The following is a 15,116-nucleotide window of genomic DNA, read 5'->3' on the forward strand; positions in this document are numbered from 1 at the left end:
TCAGGCCAGCAGGCGGCCGGCCGGCAGCACCGCCGGCAAGCCGACCAACCGCTGCCAGCGCCACCGCAGCAGCACCAGGCTGGCCAGCGCGATCGCCACGCCAATGCAGAACAAGGGGAACTGCTGCACATGGCGCTCGACGCCAACCAGGATCAGGTAGGCCACGGTCGCCAGGAAGGTGCCGACCAGCGTCGCCATCTGCGACGGCGCTGCCGGCAGCACCGCATAATTGCGCAGCAGCGTACAGGCGAACGGCAGCAGCGAGGCAGACAGCACAAAGGTCGACGCATACAGGCGCGGCGCTCCCTGGATCACCATGTCGAGAACCGCCGCGCACAGCACCGCCACCAGCCACACGCGCAGGAAGCGCTTCAGCAAGGCAGCCCCCATCACGCGGTTGAGCTGCGCAGCCGATGGCGCCGCCGGCGCCAGGCAGTAGATGGCCTGTTCGGCGCCGTGGCGGGTCGCGCCCTTCGCCAGTTCGAACGCATACATCATCACTCCCACCAGCACGCAAGCCTGCATCACCGACGTGCGCATCAAATCCCGCACCGCAAAGGTGTCGCCGCCGGAGCACAGCACCGCCAGCGCCGCGGCCAGCGTGACCAGCACCGCATAGGCGTGGTAGCCGCCTTCATGCGCCGCCGGCCCGAAAGTATGCAGCAGCATGGCGCCAGGCGCGGCGCCGCCGCTGCTGTCGCGCCGCAGCGCGGAGCGATAACCCACGCGCAGCCGCATGCCCCAGCGGCTCCAGTTGTCGCTCTCGCCGCGCTTCAGCGATTCGCCCTGCAGCCGGCGCTGCAGCATGGCGTGGCGCGCGTGCCAGGCCCAGTGGTCGTCGCCGCCGCGCGGGAAAACCAGCCGCAGGCCCGCGCCGCCCAAGGCCACCGCCGCGATCAGGCCGATACCGGCCAGCGCCGGCTCGCCCATCGGGCCGACCACGGCCCACAACGCGTGCAAGGGCTCGCGGAGCACCGACACCGAGCCAAGGATCAGCAGCGACGGCAGGAGCGCCAGCGCAGCGTAGCGCTGCACGAACAGCATGTAGCAGAAAAAGAAGGCGGCGGCGACCAGCACGTAGCCGAAATGGCCGACCACCGCTGCCGCCATGGCAGCCACCAGCACCCCGCTGATGCCCCACACCACCATCGTCAGCACGACCAGGCGCCGCCGCAGTTGCGGCACCAGGCAGGCGTAGGCCGGATGGTTCTGCTGCACGGCGCTCTTCAGAAAAGCGCCGCACCACAGCAGGATCAGGAAGGACGGCGCTCCCGCCATGACCGCCCAGCCGGCGTCGCGCCGGTCGATCATGCTGCTGGCGACCGGCGCCAGCACGGTCAGCGCGAGCGCCAGCACCGTCATGCGCAACATCATGCGGCTGGCGCAGCGGTCGCGCAGCACCTGCAGCAGCAACTGGGTGTAGGCGGCGTTCATTTCGTTACCTCGACAAACAGGTCTTCCAGGCTCAGGGTTTCCACGCGCAGATCGGGGCCGGCGCGCAGGTCTGCGGCTTCCTGCCCGCTCAGCCGCGCCAGGATGCTGACGCCGCCGCTGCGGTCCTGCTGGCGGCGGATCTCGTCGCGGAACTGCAAGCGCGCCAGCGACGCCGCCGTGCCGGTGATGCGGTGCGCGCTTTCGAGCAGCTCGTCCAGCGGCGCCTGCAGCGTGATCTTGCCGCCCTGGAGAAAGGCCACGTCCAGCGCCACCCGCTCCAGGTCCGACAGGATGTGGGTCGAGAAGATCACCGTCGTATCGCGCTCGATCACGCCGTCCACCAGTTCGTGCAGGAAGTCGCGGCGGCCGACCGGATCGAGGCTGGCCACCGGCTCGTCCAGCACCAGCAAGGCCGGGTCGTGCGCCAGCGCGCGGATGATGGACAGGCGCTGCTTCTCGCCGCCGGACAGGCGGCCGATCTGCTGGTTCCGGGCCTCGCCGGCGAAGCCCCAGCGCTCCAGCAGGCCGGCCACCTTGGCGGCGTTCCAGCGCGGGTAAAGGGCCTTGAAGTAGTCCAGCATCTGCAAGGGCGTGAGCCACTCGAACAGTTCGGACTTCTGCGGCACGTAGCCGATGGCCGCGCGCACCTGGTCGCCGAGCGCGGTGGCGGGCTGGCCGAACAGCGTGCTGGCGCCGCTGTCGCCCTCGCGCAGGCCTAGCAGGCATTCGAGCAGCGTCGACTTGCCGGCGCCGTTGCGGCCCAGCAGGCCGATCACCTTGCCCTGCGCGATATCCCAGTTCACACCCTGCAGCACCTGCTGGCTGCCGAAGGATTTATGCAGGTTGGCGACATTGACGATCGATGGTTTCATGCTTGTTCCTTCAGGATTTTTTTGAACAGTGCGAGGACGGCGTCGGGATCGAGTTCCAGCTGGCGGGCTTCCGCGGCGGCCCGCTCCAGCGTGGGCCGCAGCAGGGCTTCGCGTTCGTGGGCGCTGTGCGCGTGCGCCCTGCGCTCGGCCACCAGCATGCCGATGCCGCGGCTGCGCGACAGCAGGCCTTCGGTCTCCATCATGTTGTAGGCCTTGGACACGGTCATCGGATTGACGGCCAGCGCCAGCGCGACCTCGCGCACGGAAGGCAGCACATCGCCCGGCGCCAGCACGCGGGCGGCCACCAGGCGGCGGGTCTGCTCGATCAGCTGCCGGTAGATCGGCTCGGCCGAACCGGTGGCGATCGAGTACAGCGAGGGGGTATGGGAAGTCATCGGGCTTTGTATCAGTGTATTAGTTGACTAATACATTAATCCGCAAAACGCGCGTTGTCAAACAAAATCGTTATCTCAGAGGGGATGGGAGCGGCGCTGGCCGGGTTGCCACAGCACGCGCGAGATGGTGCGCAGGGAAATGCCGGCGGCGGCAAAATAGTTGATCGCGTCGATATGGCCGCGCAAGGCGTAGATGGCCAGGCCGTTTTCCACCAGCCGCGCCATCTGCTTGTCGGGTCGCGCCACCAGCCGCAAAGGCTGGCGCGGCACAGGCGCCGTCGGGCGGGCCGGGGCGGCTGGCAGAATGCGATGGGGGTAGATGACGCCCACCACGCGTCCGGTCGTACGGTGTTCCATGATCGTCTCCGATAGGCTGGCATGCTCAATAGCGCCAGCATAGAGCGATCGCTGCGGCGGATATGTGCGGCGGCGCACCGTGCGCCGCCGGCACTCCCCGTTCCCTACACCAGCTTGGCCGAGTGCTCGCGGGTGGCGTGGAATTGCAGCTTGGGCCAGCGTTCCTGCGTCAGACGCAGGTTGACGCCGGACGTGGCCAGGTAGGCCAGGTTGCCGGCGGCGTCGTAGGCGACGTTGTGGCCCAGCGCATCTTCGAAGTCCGACAGGGCCTTCTTGTCGTCGCTGGAGACCCAGCGCGCGCTGCTGATGCTGGTGCCTTCGAACACGGCGTCGACGCCGTACTCGTTCATCAAACGGCTGGCGACCACCTCGAACTGCAGCACGCCGACCGCGCCCAGCACCAGCTCACCGCCCTGCACCGGCTTGAAGACCTGCACCGCGCCCTCTTCGCCCAGCTGCTGCAAGCCTTTGTGCAGTTGCTTGATCTTCAGCGGGTTACGGATGCGCACCGAGCGGAAGAAGTCCGGCGCGAAGTACGGGATGCCGGTAAAGGTCAGCAGCTCGCCCTCGGAGAAGGAGTCGCCGATCTGCATATTGCCGTGGTTGGGCAGGCCGATGATGTCGCCGGCGTAGGCCTCTTCCACCTGCTCGCGCGAGGACGCCATGAACGTCACCACCGACGACACCTTGATCTCGCGGCCCAGACGCAGGTGCTTGACCTTCATGCCGCGCTCGAAACGGCCGGAGCACACGCGCAGGAAGGCGATGCGGTCGCGGTGCGCCGGATCCATATTGGCCTGGATCTTGAACACGAAACCGGTGAACGGCTCTTCCTTCGGATCGACCGCGCGCACCGTGGCGTCGCGCTCGCGCGGCGCCGGGGCCCAGTCGACCAGCGCCGACAGGATCTCGCGCACGCCGAAGTTGTTGATCGCCGAGCCGAAGAACACCGGCGTCTGCACGCCGGCCAGGAACTGCTCCAGGTCGAACGGATGCGAGGCGCCGTGCACCAGCTCCACTTCCATCTTCAACTGGTCCATCTCCAGCGGGAACATCTCCATCAGGCGCGGATTGTCGATGCCCTTGATGATCTCGAAGGCGCCGTCGGCCTTTTCCTCGCCGGCCTTGAACAGCATGATGGTATCGTTCAGCAGGTGATACACGCCGCGGAAGTTCTTGCCCATGCCGATAGGCCAGGTCACTGGCGCGCACTGGATCTTCAGCACCGATTCCAGCTCGTCGAGCAGTTCCAGCGGATCGCGGGTTTCGCGGTCCATCTTGTTCATGAAGGTGACGATGGGCGTGTTGCGCATGCGGCAGACGTCGAGCAGCTTGATGGTCTGCGCTTCCACGCCCTTGGCGGCGTCGATCACCATCAGCGCCGAGTCGACCGCCGTCAGCACGCGGTAGGTGTCTTCCGAGAAGTCCTGGTGGCCGGGGGTGTCGAGCAGGTTGACCACGTGGTCGCGGAACTCGAACTGCATCACCGACGAGGCGACCGAAATGCCGCGCTGCTTCTCGATTTCCATCCAGTCGGAGGTGGCGTGGCGGCCGCTCTTGCGCGCCTTGACCGTGCCGGCCATCTGGATCGCGCCCGAGAACAGCAGCAGTTTTTCCGTCAGCGTGGTTTTACCCGCATCCGGGTGGGAAATGATGCCGAAGGTGCGGCGGCGCTGGACTTCACGCGCGATCAGGGCCGGCGTGCGGGCGCCGGACGTGGAGCCGGCGTCGTCGTTATTCTCGGGTGTTGCGTTTTCGATATCGTTGACCATTTGTTCGCGATCTGAGGCGGGGCTGCAAAACCCTCGATTTTACCGATAGTTGGCCCCGCCGTGTGAACTGTTTGCCCGGGCCAGCCCGGGCCGGCCCCGCATTTACTCCCCTTTCACCCTGCGCCAGCCCGTGCGGTGGGCGTCGGCCGAGATCTGCTCCGACAGCGGCGAGGTCTTGTTGGTGCCGTCGGCCAGCGTGGTGATCATCTTCAGCTGGCCGTTCGGCAGGCGGATGATGATGAAACCGACCGCCGCCGAGGTGTTCGACAGCGTCGCCCCGATCGGATGGCTGCCGATCGCCTGGCCGTTGCAGACATTCACCTGGTACAGATTGCTGGAGCCGCCCACCGAGCACGACGACGACGAGGTCGGCAGGTTGGTGACGACGTTGGCCACGCCGCTGACGATTTGCGGATCCAGGTTCATGCGCTCGCCGGCGTTGACCGACCAGTCGAAGTACCAGCCCTCCTTCTGCGTCAGGTCGACCGGGTTGTTGGTCACTTGGTAGGTGTTGACGTTGCTGCTGCTGCCCAGCAGGCTGAGCGTCTGCTGCACCATGGTCGAACCGCGGATGTTGGCGATCTGGCTGCCGGTGTCCTTCAGCAGGTACAGGCTCTGCACCGAGGTGTCCGAGGTGTCGGGCACGTCCAGCAGGCGGCCGGTGCCGAACAGCACCACCCGCACGCCGGACGTGGTGACGGTCGACACGCCGCCGACGACGGCTGTCACCTGCACCGCGCAGGTGGTCACGTCCGGCCGCGTGGTGATCGGCTTGGTGGCGCCGGCATTGCCCATCAGGTTGACGGTGATGGCGCCGGACGGGTCGCTGAGGTTGAAGCGCCACATCTGGCCCTGGTTGTCGCCGCCGTAGACGAACTGGATGCGCGGATCGGCGCCCGGATCGTCGCTGACGGCGGAAATCTTGGCCAGGCCGGACGGCGTGGTGGTGTCGCCCGAGTTGTTGCTGATCTTGTTGAGCAGCTCGCCGGTGTAGGCGTCCAGGATGTACAGGAAACCCTTGCCGCTGCCGGTGCCGACGCCGTCGCTGCCGGGCACGTTGTTGTAGCCGGAGGTCAGGAACACCACCCAGCGGCCGTTGGCCAGCGTGCCGAACTGCGGATTGCCGAAGGTCAGGCCGAGGTCGCCGTCGCTGAGCGGGCAGACCGTGGTGTCGGCGCAGAACTCCCACAGCTGCTTGGGATTCTTGGTGTCGGTGATGTCGAGCGCATAGTAGCCGCGGCCGCCGCCGTTCAGGCCGGCCACCAGCACGGTGCGCCAGCCCAGCGCGCCGGCCTTGATGTCCGCCACTTCCGGCGAGCCGTCGGTGGTGAACTGGTGGTTGGTGCCGTAGGTGGTGCCGGCCAGCGCATACAGTTTCTTCATGGTGATGCGCGGCACGTAGGCCCACAGCTCGACGCCGGTGGCCGAATCGAAGGCGTGCAGCATGCCGTCGTTGGCGGCGGTGAACACGGTGCCGGTGCGGTACTTGGCGCTGGCCGGGTTGCCGTAGGTATCCTTGAAGACGGCGTAGTCCGGGTCCGGGAAATTGTTGCGCGGGTCGCGCACGAAGGCCGGCTTGGACGAGGCGATGTCGCCCAGCACGATGGGGATGGGGCCGGCGGCGCCGGACGGCGTGTTGGCCGTCAGCGTGTAGGCGCGGAACAGGCTGTCGTCGGCATACTGCTGCTGGCCGCGCAGGTAGTTGACCAGGTTGTTGCCGTCGTTGACGATGGCCTTGTCCGCCGCCGACAGCAGCACGCATTGCGCCAGCGCCGCGCACTTGTTGGCGAACCAGCCGCCGGCCGGCCCCTTCATATTGGCGTAGCGGAATTCATCGGGCGTGCTGGCGTTGGCGCCGGACGTGTTGTACATGTAGATGGTGCGGGTGTCGCTGCTGTTGCCGACCTTCTTGCCCAGCGTGTCGCTGGTGGTCCAGGTGGTGGCGTTGCCGACGCTGCCGTCGGTGCTGTCGATCTTCTTGTCCGACAATTCGCCATACCATTTCACGGTGGTGAAGGTGTCGGAGAAGATATCGTTGTCGGTCAGCGTGATGTTCGGCGTCGACGTCGCCGCCGCCGCCGCCGCGCCGACGTGCACCTGCATATTCGACAGCGCCTCGCTCAGGCCGCTGACCACGTCCTTCGGATCCTGGGCGCTGAAGTACTTGCCGTGGCCGTTGATGGCCGCGTGCCACAGGTCGTCGACCCGCTCCTGCACCGTGCTGGCGCCGTTGGCGACGTCGGGATCGGGCCAGACGTAGGCGCCGTTGCCGTTCCATGGGCAGCCGCTGGTGGCCGCCGTGATCAGGTTGTAGAAATCGCCGCCGGCCTTGGGCGCGCTGTCGTAGTTGGGTTCGTAGGTCATCACGCCGTCCACGCCCAGGCCCAGCGTGTAGGTGTTCATGTGCAGGTGGGTGTTCTCGCCGCCGGCCGCCGGCACCGAGCCGGGCTTGCTCATGTCCGGCTCCAGCGACGGCCGCAGCGACACCGTGCCGGTGCTGGAACCGCCGTTGTACCAGTGCAGCGCCACGTCCGAGATCGACGGCTGCGACTGCGCCCGCGTATCGACGCAGCCGCGCGCCTGGGTGCAGAAGCGCGAGGCGTTCTCGACGTTGTCGTTGTTGACCACGTTGGCCGTCGAGCTGCCGTTCCAGTAGCCGTCGGTGGTCAAGATCATGAAGTTCTGCTGGCATGGGTACTGCACCACTTCCTGCCCGGCCGCGTAGTTGTACGGCGTCAGGTTGGCGTACATGCGGCCGACGTTGTCCATCGCGGTGCGGATCGGCGTCGAGCCGGAGGTGGTGGTGTTGTACAGCGTGGTGTACCAGCTGGAGCGCGCGCTGCCGGTGAAATCGGCCGGCTTCTGGTCGATGGCGGCGCCGGCGCCCGCGTTCGACAGCTTGACGTAGCCGACCTTGTAGTTGGCGGTGATGGCCGAGAAGGCGATGCCGACCGAGGTCTTCATCATTTGCAGCCGGCTCTTGTAGTACACATACCAGTTGGCGAAGTTGGTCATCTCCTCGGCGTAGGTGCAGCTGCTGCCGCCGCAGTCGGTGCGGTCGGCCGATTTCGGATAGGTCTGGCCGCTGACGATATTGACCCGCACGAAGGGATTCGGCGCGCCGGAACCGGCCGACAGCGCCGCGGTGGTGGCCGGGATGGCGTCGTTGACGGCCGCCGTATAGCCGCTGGAGGCGGTCGTGGACCAGCTGACCGTGCCCTGGTTGTCCATCGTGAAGGCGCTGATGGTGCCGGTGTTGTCGGTCGCGCCCCAGTTCAGCAGGCAGACGCTGGTGTTGTTGTAGCCGGGCGGGCAATTGCTGCTGCTGCCGAGGTAGGCCTTGATGGTGCCGCCGGTGCCGATCTTGCCGACCAGCGCAGCGGCGATCAGCGTCGGCGTCTGGCTCTTGCCCAGGCTCAGGTAGCTGGGGGTGCTGCCGGAACTGCCGCCGACCAGCACGGTGCCGGCATAGCTGAGGTTCTTGAGGATGGCGGTCTGCGAAGACGAGGTGGCGGTGCCGCCAAAGCTGATCACCGCCTTGGCCGGCGCGTAGGGGGTCGCGACGACGGTCGGCGCCGTCACCGCGATGCCCCAGCCGGCGCGCGAGTTGTCCGCAAAGGTCACGCAGGTGTTGACGCTGACGCTGCCGGTGCAGCTGACCGGCAGCACGGCGACCACGTTGTCGGCGCCGAGGGTGATGCCGAAGACGCTGCAGGCCGGCACCGTGGCCTGGCCGGTCGGGGTCTTGACGCAGGCGTAGTACAGGCTGGTGGAGGCGGCGCCCTTGCCGACCGAGGTGGCGATGATGTTGGCCGCCAGCGCGCTGGCCAGCGTTTGCTGCTTGATCAGGCTGTTGGTGCCGGTGGCCGCGTTGACGGCGGCGTTGGTGATGGTGGTGCTGCCGTTGACCACCACGCTGCTGATGTTGAGCGAGGTGGCCGTGGCCGACGCGCCGATGGCGATGGTGCCGTAGGAGGCGGTGGCGCCGGCCGGCTTGGAATAGGCCGGGTAGATGAAGCTCCCTACCCGCTTGCCCTGGCACTGGGTCAGCAGCTTGTCGCTGCACCAGCGCACCTTGGCCGCCACCGGATAGCCGGACGGCGCGGCGGCGCCGATCGCGGTCGACTGGCACACCTTCATGGTATCGTCGGTGCAGAACTGGCCGATGCCGATGGTGTAGTAGTACGGGCCGGTGGTGATCGCGGTCGCGGTCTGGTAGGTGGCGTCCGGATAGGTGTAGCTGGCGGTGTTGAACTGGCAGCTGCCGCCCGAGCACCACTTGAGGTCGGGGAAGCCCGTCACCAGGTTGATGTTGGCCGACACCGTGTTGCCGAACAGGTCGGCCTTGTGGGCGCCGAAGCCGTCGCCGCTGACCGAGGTCCAGCTGCTGGTGTTGGCGGCGTTCTGCTCGGGATAGTAGCTGCCGTCGTACTTGATCGGCACCACGTAGCGTATCGTCGGGTTGTAGTACTGCTTGTTGAAATCCGGGCTCATGAACGGCGGATGGCCGACCGCGCAGGCGGTGACGCCGGCCTGCAGCGTGGCGGCGCTGCGGCACAGGTTGTCGTTGACGTAGTCCGGCGTGTAGGTCTGGTCCATCGAGCCGGAGTTATCGAACAACAGCATCAGGTTGGGCTTGACGGTGCCGGTGCCGGTGATGTTCAGCAGCGGCACCTGGGCGATCTGGGTGGTCGCGGCCGGGGCCAGCAACGGAGCGCACAGGGCCAGGCCGGCCAGCGTGGAGTAGAGCTTGTTCATGATGGTTCCATTCAAAAAAACGGCGGCCTCACGGCCCTTTCATGACGACGGCTTGCGTGACCACATTGCCGCCGCGGGCGCCGACGATGCGCGCCGTCACCACGTAGTGCAGCTGCGGCTGGTCCAGGTAGTTCGGGCTGTCGGCGCGGCCGCTCTTGCCGTAGGGGATGCCCGACTTGGAGTTCGGCCGCGCCGAGGTCAGCAGGCAGCGGTTGCCGGGCGCGTTGAAGGCGCCGGCAAAGTCGCACAGCCGGTGGATCACGTACTCGACCCGGTTGCCCGAGGGGTCGGGCGCCAGCGTCACCGAGCCCTGCCAGAAGGCCGGGGTGCTGGCGGTCCAGTTCGGCGACAGCGTGGCGACATAGCCGTTGGCCGGCTGGTTGTTCTCCAGCACCGAGGCGCTGGGCATGGCGCGCAGGTAGGCGAACGCGGTGTGGACGCCGAGGTCGGTCGCCTTGCTCAGCGACGCGTCGTAGGCCAGGTTGGACGTGGTCAGCGTGGTCGAGGTGCTGGACTTGAGCAGGTAGATGCTGCTGACCAGCATCACCGTCAGCATGATGAGCATGATGGGCAGCGCGATGCCGCCTTGTCGGGTCTGCGGGCGCATCAAGGCCTCCATTGGGCGTTGCGGATCTGCACGATGGTCTCGAACACGCGGTAGCGATAGCACTTCCACGACACCGTGTCGCCGGCCACGGCCACGTTGACCTGCACCGGCACCGCCGCCACGCCGCTCGGCGCGCTGCTGGCGAACACCGTGGGCGCCACCGGCGTCGCCGTGCACAGCCCGGCCGAGTTCGGCTTCTCGGTGTTCTTGCTGCGCGCCACCACGGCGATGCGCACGGCGGCGATGCGCTGGTAGTCGCCGGGGCTGCCGGCCACGCCGTCGCTGTCGGCGTCGATCATGGTGCCGCTCCAGGCGGTGATCTGCATGCCGTCGGCGCCGGGCGCGGGATCGTAGGGATTGGGACCGGGCGGACGCGCGTCGAAGCCGTACTGGGCCTTGATGCTGACCACGTTGTCGGTCACGGACACGCCGGCCGCCTCGGCGCCGGCCAGTTCGGTGGCGCGCAATAGCAGCACGCCGTTGGCCACCGTCCAGGTATGGAAGTGCATCAGCGTCGGCGAGCCGAGGTTGTAGATGTAGGCCAGGTTCTGCTTGTACGGGTTGGCCAGGCCGGCGATGGCGTTGAAGCGGTAGGCGCCGCCGCTGTTGACCAGGATGGTGCTGTTGGGCGGCGGGCCGAAGCCGGACAACTGGAACAGCGTGCACTTGCCGCTGCCCGGCGTCAGCGGCGCGATCACCATCACGTCGCCGTTGTTGAAGCCGTAGGGATTCTTGCTGTCGACGGTGAGCGTGTTGCCGACCGTGTAGTCGGCGAACAGCTTGATCGAACCGGCGCCGGCCTGCGAGGTGCCGCTGTTGAACGAGATCAGGTCGGGGTTGGCGCCGTTGGACTGGATCACCACCGGCGCCAGCGGCGTGATGTTGGCGCCGGCGCGCGGCATGGCCGGCAGCACGTAGCCGCTGGCGTCGGAGAAGGTGGTGTCGCAGCCGGCCACCATCGGATCGTTCAGGCCCCAGCCCGCCGCCGTGGCGTCGCTGCTGAGCGAGAACAGCGCCAGCATGCCGTTCTGCATGCTGTCGGAACCGCCGACGGCGGCATCCTTGTTTTTCTCGCCGCTGACGATCAGGCGGGTGGCGAACAGCAGCGCCAGCAGGCCGATCACCACGCTGACCATCAGTTCCACCAGCGAAAAACCCGGAGAACCACCGCGAAGGCGGCGCAAGAGAGAGGCGTTCATATCAGATCGCAATATAGGAAGTGACCAGGTGCTGGTTGGGGGCGTCGCCCGCCTTGCGTTTCCACTTGATCGAGATGTCCACCTGCACCCGCAGCTGCTGCGGCGTGACCGTCACACCGATGACGGCGCCCGGTATCAAGGCCTGGGTTTCGTCGACCCACGGCTTGATGGCCGGGGTGGCCGCCCCGCCCTCGATGACGCCGTAGTTCAGCACGTTGTTGCTGTCGGCGTTCATCACGCCCAGCAGTTTTTCGCCGGCCAGCGTAGCCTCGGCGCGCTGGCTGGCGTCCGACAGCGCCGCATAGGCGCGCGCCTGCAGGCCGATGGTGCCGACCAGGCCGATGCCGAGGATGACGATGGCCAGCATCGCCTCCAGCAGCGCGATGCCGCGCTGGCGCCGGACGGGCCGGCGGGTCCCGGCGCTGCGGTGTGGGTTGGTTTTCATGGCGGACAGGCCCTGGTATCGTTGGCGGGAGCGTGCGGATCGCACTTGCTGGCCATGCCGGCCAGCGTGATCACCAGCGCCACCGCCGGCACCTCGGCCGCATACTGGGCGGCCGGGTTCAGGCGCAGGCTGGTCAGGCGCTGGGCGAAGCGGGTGTCGACCCAGCCGATCGGCGTGTAGTACACCTGCGAGCTGCCCTCGGGCAGCGTGCTCGGCAGCAGTACCTCGGAATTGGGCAGCGCATCGGCGGCGCGGTACACGGACTTGTAGCCGGCCGCGCCTTCCGGATCGTTGGCGGCTGCGGCGTTGACGGTCGACCAGCCGGCCTCCGCCGCACCGCACTGGGTGGCCGGCGAGACGAAGCAGATGTCGACCTGCCAGTCCATTTGGCCGCTGCTGACGTTGGGCGTGAGCGAGATCCGGCTGAAGCTGTTGTGCATGACGGCCTGGCGGCGGGCCATGCTGAAGCCGTCGGCATAGAACTCGCTGGCGCCGCGCGTGCGGTTGTTCAGCAGCCAGCTGCTGGCGTTCGGTATGCCGATCGCCAGCATGAAGGCGAAGATGGTCAAGGTCAGCAACAGCTCCAGCAGCGTGAGGCCACGCATGCGGCGCCGGGCCGGCGGCGTCAGTTGGAACATGCGCCACCCTTATGGTCCACCCAGCACGAAGCGCTGACGCCCCAGCCGGTCGGGCTGCCGGTGGTGGCGTGGGTGCCGTTCTGGTCGATGGTGTAGACGAAGCCGTTCATCTTGCCGATGCCGGTGGCCGTCAGCGTGTAGCTGGAGGCGGTGGCGGCGCTCAGCGCGTAGGTGAAGTTGGCGGTGTTGGTGGGGAAGTTGCTGGCGCCGTTGAAGCCGATGTAGGTGCGGTTGTTGGACCAGAACTGCTCGGCCGCCGGCTGCGCGCCGCCCAGGCCGGTGAACGCTTCGCTGAGGCGGCCCCGTATCACGTAATCGCTGTAGGCCGGGATCGCCACCGCCATCAAGATGCCGACGATGGCCACGGAGACCATAATCTCGATCAAGGTAAAGCCCTTTTGTGCACGCTGCATGGCCCGCTCCCGGTGAGTTTTCTATGCATTGCAGTCTAGCGGGCCAAGCTTGCATTACCCTGAGGAAATGCTGACAAATTCCTGACAACGGCGAAAATCAGCAAAAATGCACGGAAAATAGCGCGCCCCGGCCGCCGGCGGCGTCGGCGATGGCCAGGCTGGCGCCGTGGACGGTGGCGATGTCGCGCACGATGGCCAGGCCCAGGCCGCTGCCGGTGGTCTTGTCGTCCAGCCGCACGTAGCGGCTGAACACCTGCTCGCGCTTGGCCGGCGGGATGCCGGGGCCGTTGTCCTCGACGGTCAGCCAGCCGCCCTCGCCGTCCGGCCGGCAAGCCACCGTCACCGTGCCGTGCGCCGGCGTGTAGCGGATGGCGTTGTCGATCAGGTTGTCGATCAGGTCGCGCAGCAGGAAGCGGTCGCCCATCACCGTCACCGGCTGCAGGTCGAAGCCGAGGTCGATGGACTTCAGCGTGGCCTGGTCGACGAAGGACTGGACCGCGTCTTCCACCAGCGCGTTCAGCGCCACCGGCTCCAGCCGGGTTTTTTCGAAGTGGCCCGGTTCGGCGCGGGCCAGCGCCAGCAGCTGGTTGGTCTGCCGTATCATGCGCTCGGTGGCCGACAGCATCAGCTTGAGCGAGGGCGCGGTCTCCGGGCCGGCGTGGCGCTCGCCCAGCCATTCGAGCTGGGTCTTCAAGCCCGCCAGCGGCGTGCGCAGCTGGTGCGCGACATTGGCCAGGAATTCCTGCCGCGCCTGCGCGCCCTGGCTGACCTTGTCCAGCAGGCCGTTGAAGGCGGCCACCACCGGTTCCAGTTCGTAGGGGACTTCGGCGGCGGCGATCGGTTCGAGGTCGTCGCCGTCGCGCGCGTTCAGGCCGGCGCGCAGGCGGTTCAGCGGCAGCAGGCCGTTGCTGACCGAGAACCAGATCAGGCCGACGCAAGCCAGCGCGAACAAGGACTCCAGCAACACCAGCGCGCGCACCACGGCCTGGCGGATCTGGGTGCGCTTGCGCAGGGTCTTGGCGACGCCGATGTAGGCGTGCACCGGGGCGGCGTTGGCGTTCAGCGTCAGCCGCAGCGCGACGCCGCGCACGGCCTCGCCGCGCACGCTGCCGTCGAAGGCCGCGGCCGGCTTGCCGGCCTGCGCACCGCCGCCCGGCGCGGCTTGCGACAACGGCGGAAAGTCGGCGTCGCCGGCGATGGCCTGGCCGGCCTCGTCGCGCACGACAAAATAGACGGCGTCGCTGTCGTCGGTGCGCAGCACCTGCTCGGCCTGGCGCGGCAAGTCGATGCGCAGCCGGCCCTGGTCGACGGCCAGGCGCGCGCCCAGCGCGGCGGCGGCGTCGGACAGGCTCTGGTCGAAGGCCAGCTGGGCCGGCAGCCAGGCCAGCATATAGGTCAAGGCGCCGCCGGCCAGGTTGATCAGCAGGATGGGGCCGATCAGCCATTTCAGCAGCCGCAGCCGTATGCTATTCATGCGCGGCCGGGGTCTGCTCCAGCATGTAGCCGAAGCCGCGTATGGTGCGGATCGATACGCCGGCGTCGGCGATCTTCAGACGCAGGCGGGAAATGTAGACCTCCACCGCGTTGAGCGTGAGGTCGTCGCCCCACGGCAGGATGGCGTCGATGATCTGCTGCTTGGACACCACGCGCGCGCCGTGCTGCAGCAGGTACTCCAGCACCGCCCACTCGCGCACCGACAGCTCGATGATCTTGTCGCCCACGCGGGCGCGCTTGGCCGACAGGTCGAGCGCCAGGTCGCCCAGCGCCAGCACGGCCGGCTTGGGCGTGTTGCGCCGCGCCAGCGCGCGCAGCCGCGCCACCAGCTCGGCGGTGGCGAAGGGCTTGACCAGGTAATCGTCGGCGCCCAGCTCCAGGCCGCGCACGCGGTCCTCGATGGCGTCGCGCGCCGTCAGCAACAGCACCGGCACCTGGCTGCCGCGCGCGCGCAGCCGCCGCACCACCTCGAAACCGTCGATGCCGGGCAGGCCAATGTCGAGCACCACCACCTCGGTGTGCTCGGCGCGCTGCAGCAGCGCGTCGGCCTGGGTGCCGTTGCCGACCACCTCGACCGCCATGCCGTGGCCGCTCAACACGCGGCTCAGGCCATCGGCCAGTACGGCGTCATCTTCCACTACAAGTACATGCATGATCTGTGCGCCAGTCGAAGTGATTTTGTGCATTATGCACGCGCCCCTCGGAGAAAAATAGAGGCCGCGTAGGACCAGG

At 67.6% G+C, this 15,116-nt stretch carries 13 protein-coding genes; all 13 read right to left on the reverse strand.

What is annotated here, in order from left to right; all coding sequences use genetic code 11:
* Positions 1-1,434, reverse strand: a complete 1,434-nt coding sequence (locus DUGA2_RS22245) for a hypothetical protein (RefSeq protein WP_070271645.1) — start codon at positions 1,432-1,434, stop codon at positions 1-3.
* On the reverse strand, positions 1,431-2,306 hold the full coding sequence (locus DUGA2_RS22250) for an ABC transporter ATP-binding protein (RefSeq protein ID WP_070271646.1): 876 nt from the start codon (positions 2,304-2,306) through the stop codon (positions 1,431-1,433). Before DUGA2_RS22250 ends, DUGA2_RS22245 begins: the two co-directional genes overlap by 4 nt.
* A complete protein-coding gene (locus tag DUGA2_RS22255) occupies positions 2,303-2,701 on the reverse strand; it encodes a GntR family transcriptional regulator (protein WP_008449380.1) in 399 nt (132 codons plus the stop codon). The genes DUGA2_RS22250 and DUGA2_RS22255 overlap by 4 nt, the downstream gene beginning before the upstream one ends.
* A 75-nt stretch (positions 2,702-2,776) precedes the next feature.
* Positions 2,777-3,058, reverse strand: coding sequence for a hypothetical protein (locus tag DUGA2_RS22260; protein WP_070271647.1), 282 nt, complete (start codon positions 3,056-3,058; stop codon positions 2,777-2,779).
* A gap of 104 nt (positions 3,059-3,162) precedes the next feature.
* A complete protein-coding gene (locus DUGA2_RS22265) occupies positions 3,163-4,830 on the reverse strand; it encodes a peptide chain release factor 3 (RefSeq protein ID WP_070271648.1) in 1,668 nt (555 codons plus the stop codon).
* Positions 4,831-4,932: 102 nt separating this feature from the next.
* Positions 4,933-9,588 carry a PilC/PilY family type IV pilus protein gene (locus tag DUGA2_RS22270; protein ID WP_070271649.1) on the reverse strand — a complete coding sequence of 1,552 codons (4,656 nt, stop codon included), beginning with the start codon at positions 9,586-9,588 and terminating at the stop codon, positions 4,933-4,935.
* A 28-nt stretch (positions 9,589-9,616) separates the two neighbouring features.
* Positions 9,617-10,195, reverse strand: a complete 579-nt coding sequence (locus DUGA2_RS22275; protein ID WP_083296421.1) for a hypothetical protein — start codon at positions 10,193-10,195, stop codon at positions 9,617-9,619.
* Positions 10,195-11,394, reverse strand: a complete 1,200-nt coding sequence (locus DUGA2_RS22280; RefSeq protein WP_070271651.1) for a PilW family protein — start codon at positions 11,392-11,394, stop codon at positions 10,195-10,197. Before DUGA2_RS22280 ends, DUGA2_RS22275 begins: the two co-directional genes overlap by 1 nt.
* A gap of 1 nt (position 11,395) precedes the next feature.
* Positions 11,396-11,839: a prepilin-type N-terminal cleavage/methylation domain-containing protein gene (locus DUGA2_RS22285; protein ID WP_070271652.1), complete on the reverse strand. Its 444-nt coding sequence runs from the start codon at positions 11,837-11,839 to the stop codon at positions 11,396-11,398.
* The gene (locus tag DUGA2_RS22290) at positions 11,836-12,477 is read right to left on the reverse strand and encodes a prepilin-type N-terminal cleavage/methylation domain-containing protein (RefSeq protein WP_070271653.1); all 642 of its coding nucleotides are present in this window, start codon (positions 12,475-12,477) and stop codon (positions 11,836-11,838) included. Before DUGA2_RS22290 ends, DUGA2_RS22285 begins: the two co-directional genes overlap by 4 nt.
* Positions 12,465-12,890, reverse strand: a complete 426-nt coding sequence (locus tag DUGA2_RS22295) for a type IV pilin protein (RefSeq protein ID WP_070271654.1) — start codon at positions 12,888-12,890, stop codon at positions 12,465-12,467. Before DUGA2_RS22295 ends, DUGA2_RS22290 begins: the two co-directional genes overlap by 13 nt.
* Before the next feature lie 97 nt (positions 12,891-12,987).
* On the reverse strand, positions 12,988-14,364 hold the full coding sequence (locus DUGA2_RS22300; protein ID WP_070271655.1) for a sensor histidine kinase: 1,377 nt from the start codon (positions 14,362-14,364) through the stop codon (positions 12,988-12,990).
* On the reverse strand, positions 14,357-15,037 hold the full coding sequence (locus DUGA2_RS22305; RefSeq protein ID WP_070271700.1) for a response regulator transcription factor: 681 nt from the start codon (positions 15,035-15,037) through the stop codon (positions 14,357-14,359). The genes DUGA2_RS22300 and DUGA2_RS22305 overlap by 8 nt, the downstream gene beginning before the upstream one ends.
* Positions 15,038-15,116: the final 79 nt, after the last annotated feature.

Origin of the sequence: Duganella sp. HH101 (assembly GCF_001758795.1) — a bacterium.
In the GTDB taxonomy this organism is placed as follows: Bacteria; Pseudomonadota; Gammaproteobacteria; order Burkholderiales; family Burkholderiaceae_D; genus Rugamonas; species Rugamonas rivuli.

Coding starts and splice junctions, on each gene's coding strand:
- DUGA2_RS22260 (WP_070271647.1), bottom strand. CDS start 3,058: ATGGAACACCGTACGACCGGACGCGTGGTGGGCGTCATCTACCCCCAT.
- DUGA2_RS22250 (WP_070271646.1), bottom strand. CDS start 2,306: ATGAAACCATCGATCGTCAATGTCGCCAACCTGCATAAATCCTTCGGC.
- DUGA2_RS22295 (WP_070271654.1), bottom strand. CDS start 12,890: ATGCAGCGTGCACAAAAGGGCTTTACCTTGATCGAGATTATGGTCTCC.
- DUGA2_RS22300 (WP_070271655.1), bottom strand. CDS start 14,364: ATGAATAGCATACGGCTGCGGCTGCTGAAATGGCTGATCGGCCCCATC.
- DUGA2_RS22280 (WP_070271651.1), bottom strand. CDS start 11,394: ATGAACGCCTCTCTCTTGCGCCGCCTTCGCGGTGGTTCTCCGGGTTTT.
- DUGA2_RS22285 (WP_070271652.1), bottom strand. CDS start 11,839: ATGAAAACCAACCCACACCGCAGCGCCGGGACCCGCCGGCCCGTCCGG.
- DUGA2_RS22290 (WP_070271653.1), bottom strand. CDS start 12,477: ATGTTCCAACTGACGCCGCCGGCCCGGCGCCGCATGCGTGGCCTCACG.
- DUGA2_RS22270 (WP_070271649.1), bottom strand. CDS start 9,588: ATGAACAAGCTCTACTCCACGCTGGCCGGCCTGGCCCTGTGCGCTCCG.
- DUGA2_RS22245 (WP_070271645.1), bottom strand. CDS start 1,434: ATGAACGCCGCCTACACCCAGTTGCTGCTGCAGGTGCTGCGCGACCGC.
- DUGA2_RS22265 (WP_070271648.1), bottom strand. CDS start 4,830: ATGGTCAACGATATCGAAAACGCAACACCCGAGAATAACGACGACGCC.
- DUGA2_RS22255 (WP_008449380.1), bottom strand. CDS start 2,701: ATGACTTCCCATACCCCCTCGCTGTACTCGATCGCCACCGGTTCGGCC.
- DUGA2_RS22305 (WP_070271700.1), bottom strand. CDS start 15,037: ATGCATGTACTTGTAGTGGAAGATGACGCCGTACTGGCCGATGGCCTG.
- DUGA2_RS22275 (WP_083296421.1), bottom strand. CDS start 10,195: ATGCGCCCGCAGACCCGACAAGGCGGCATCGCGCTGCCCATCATGCTC.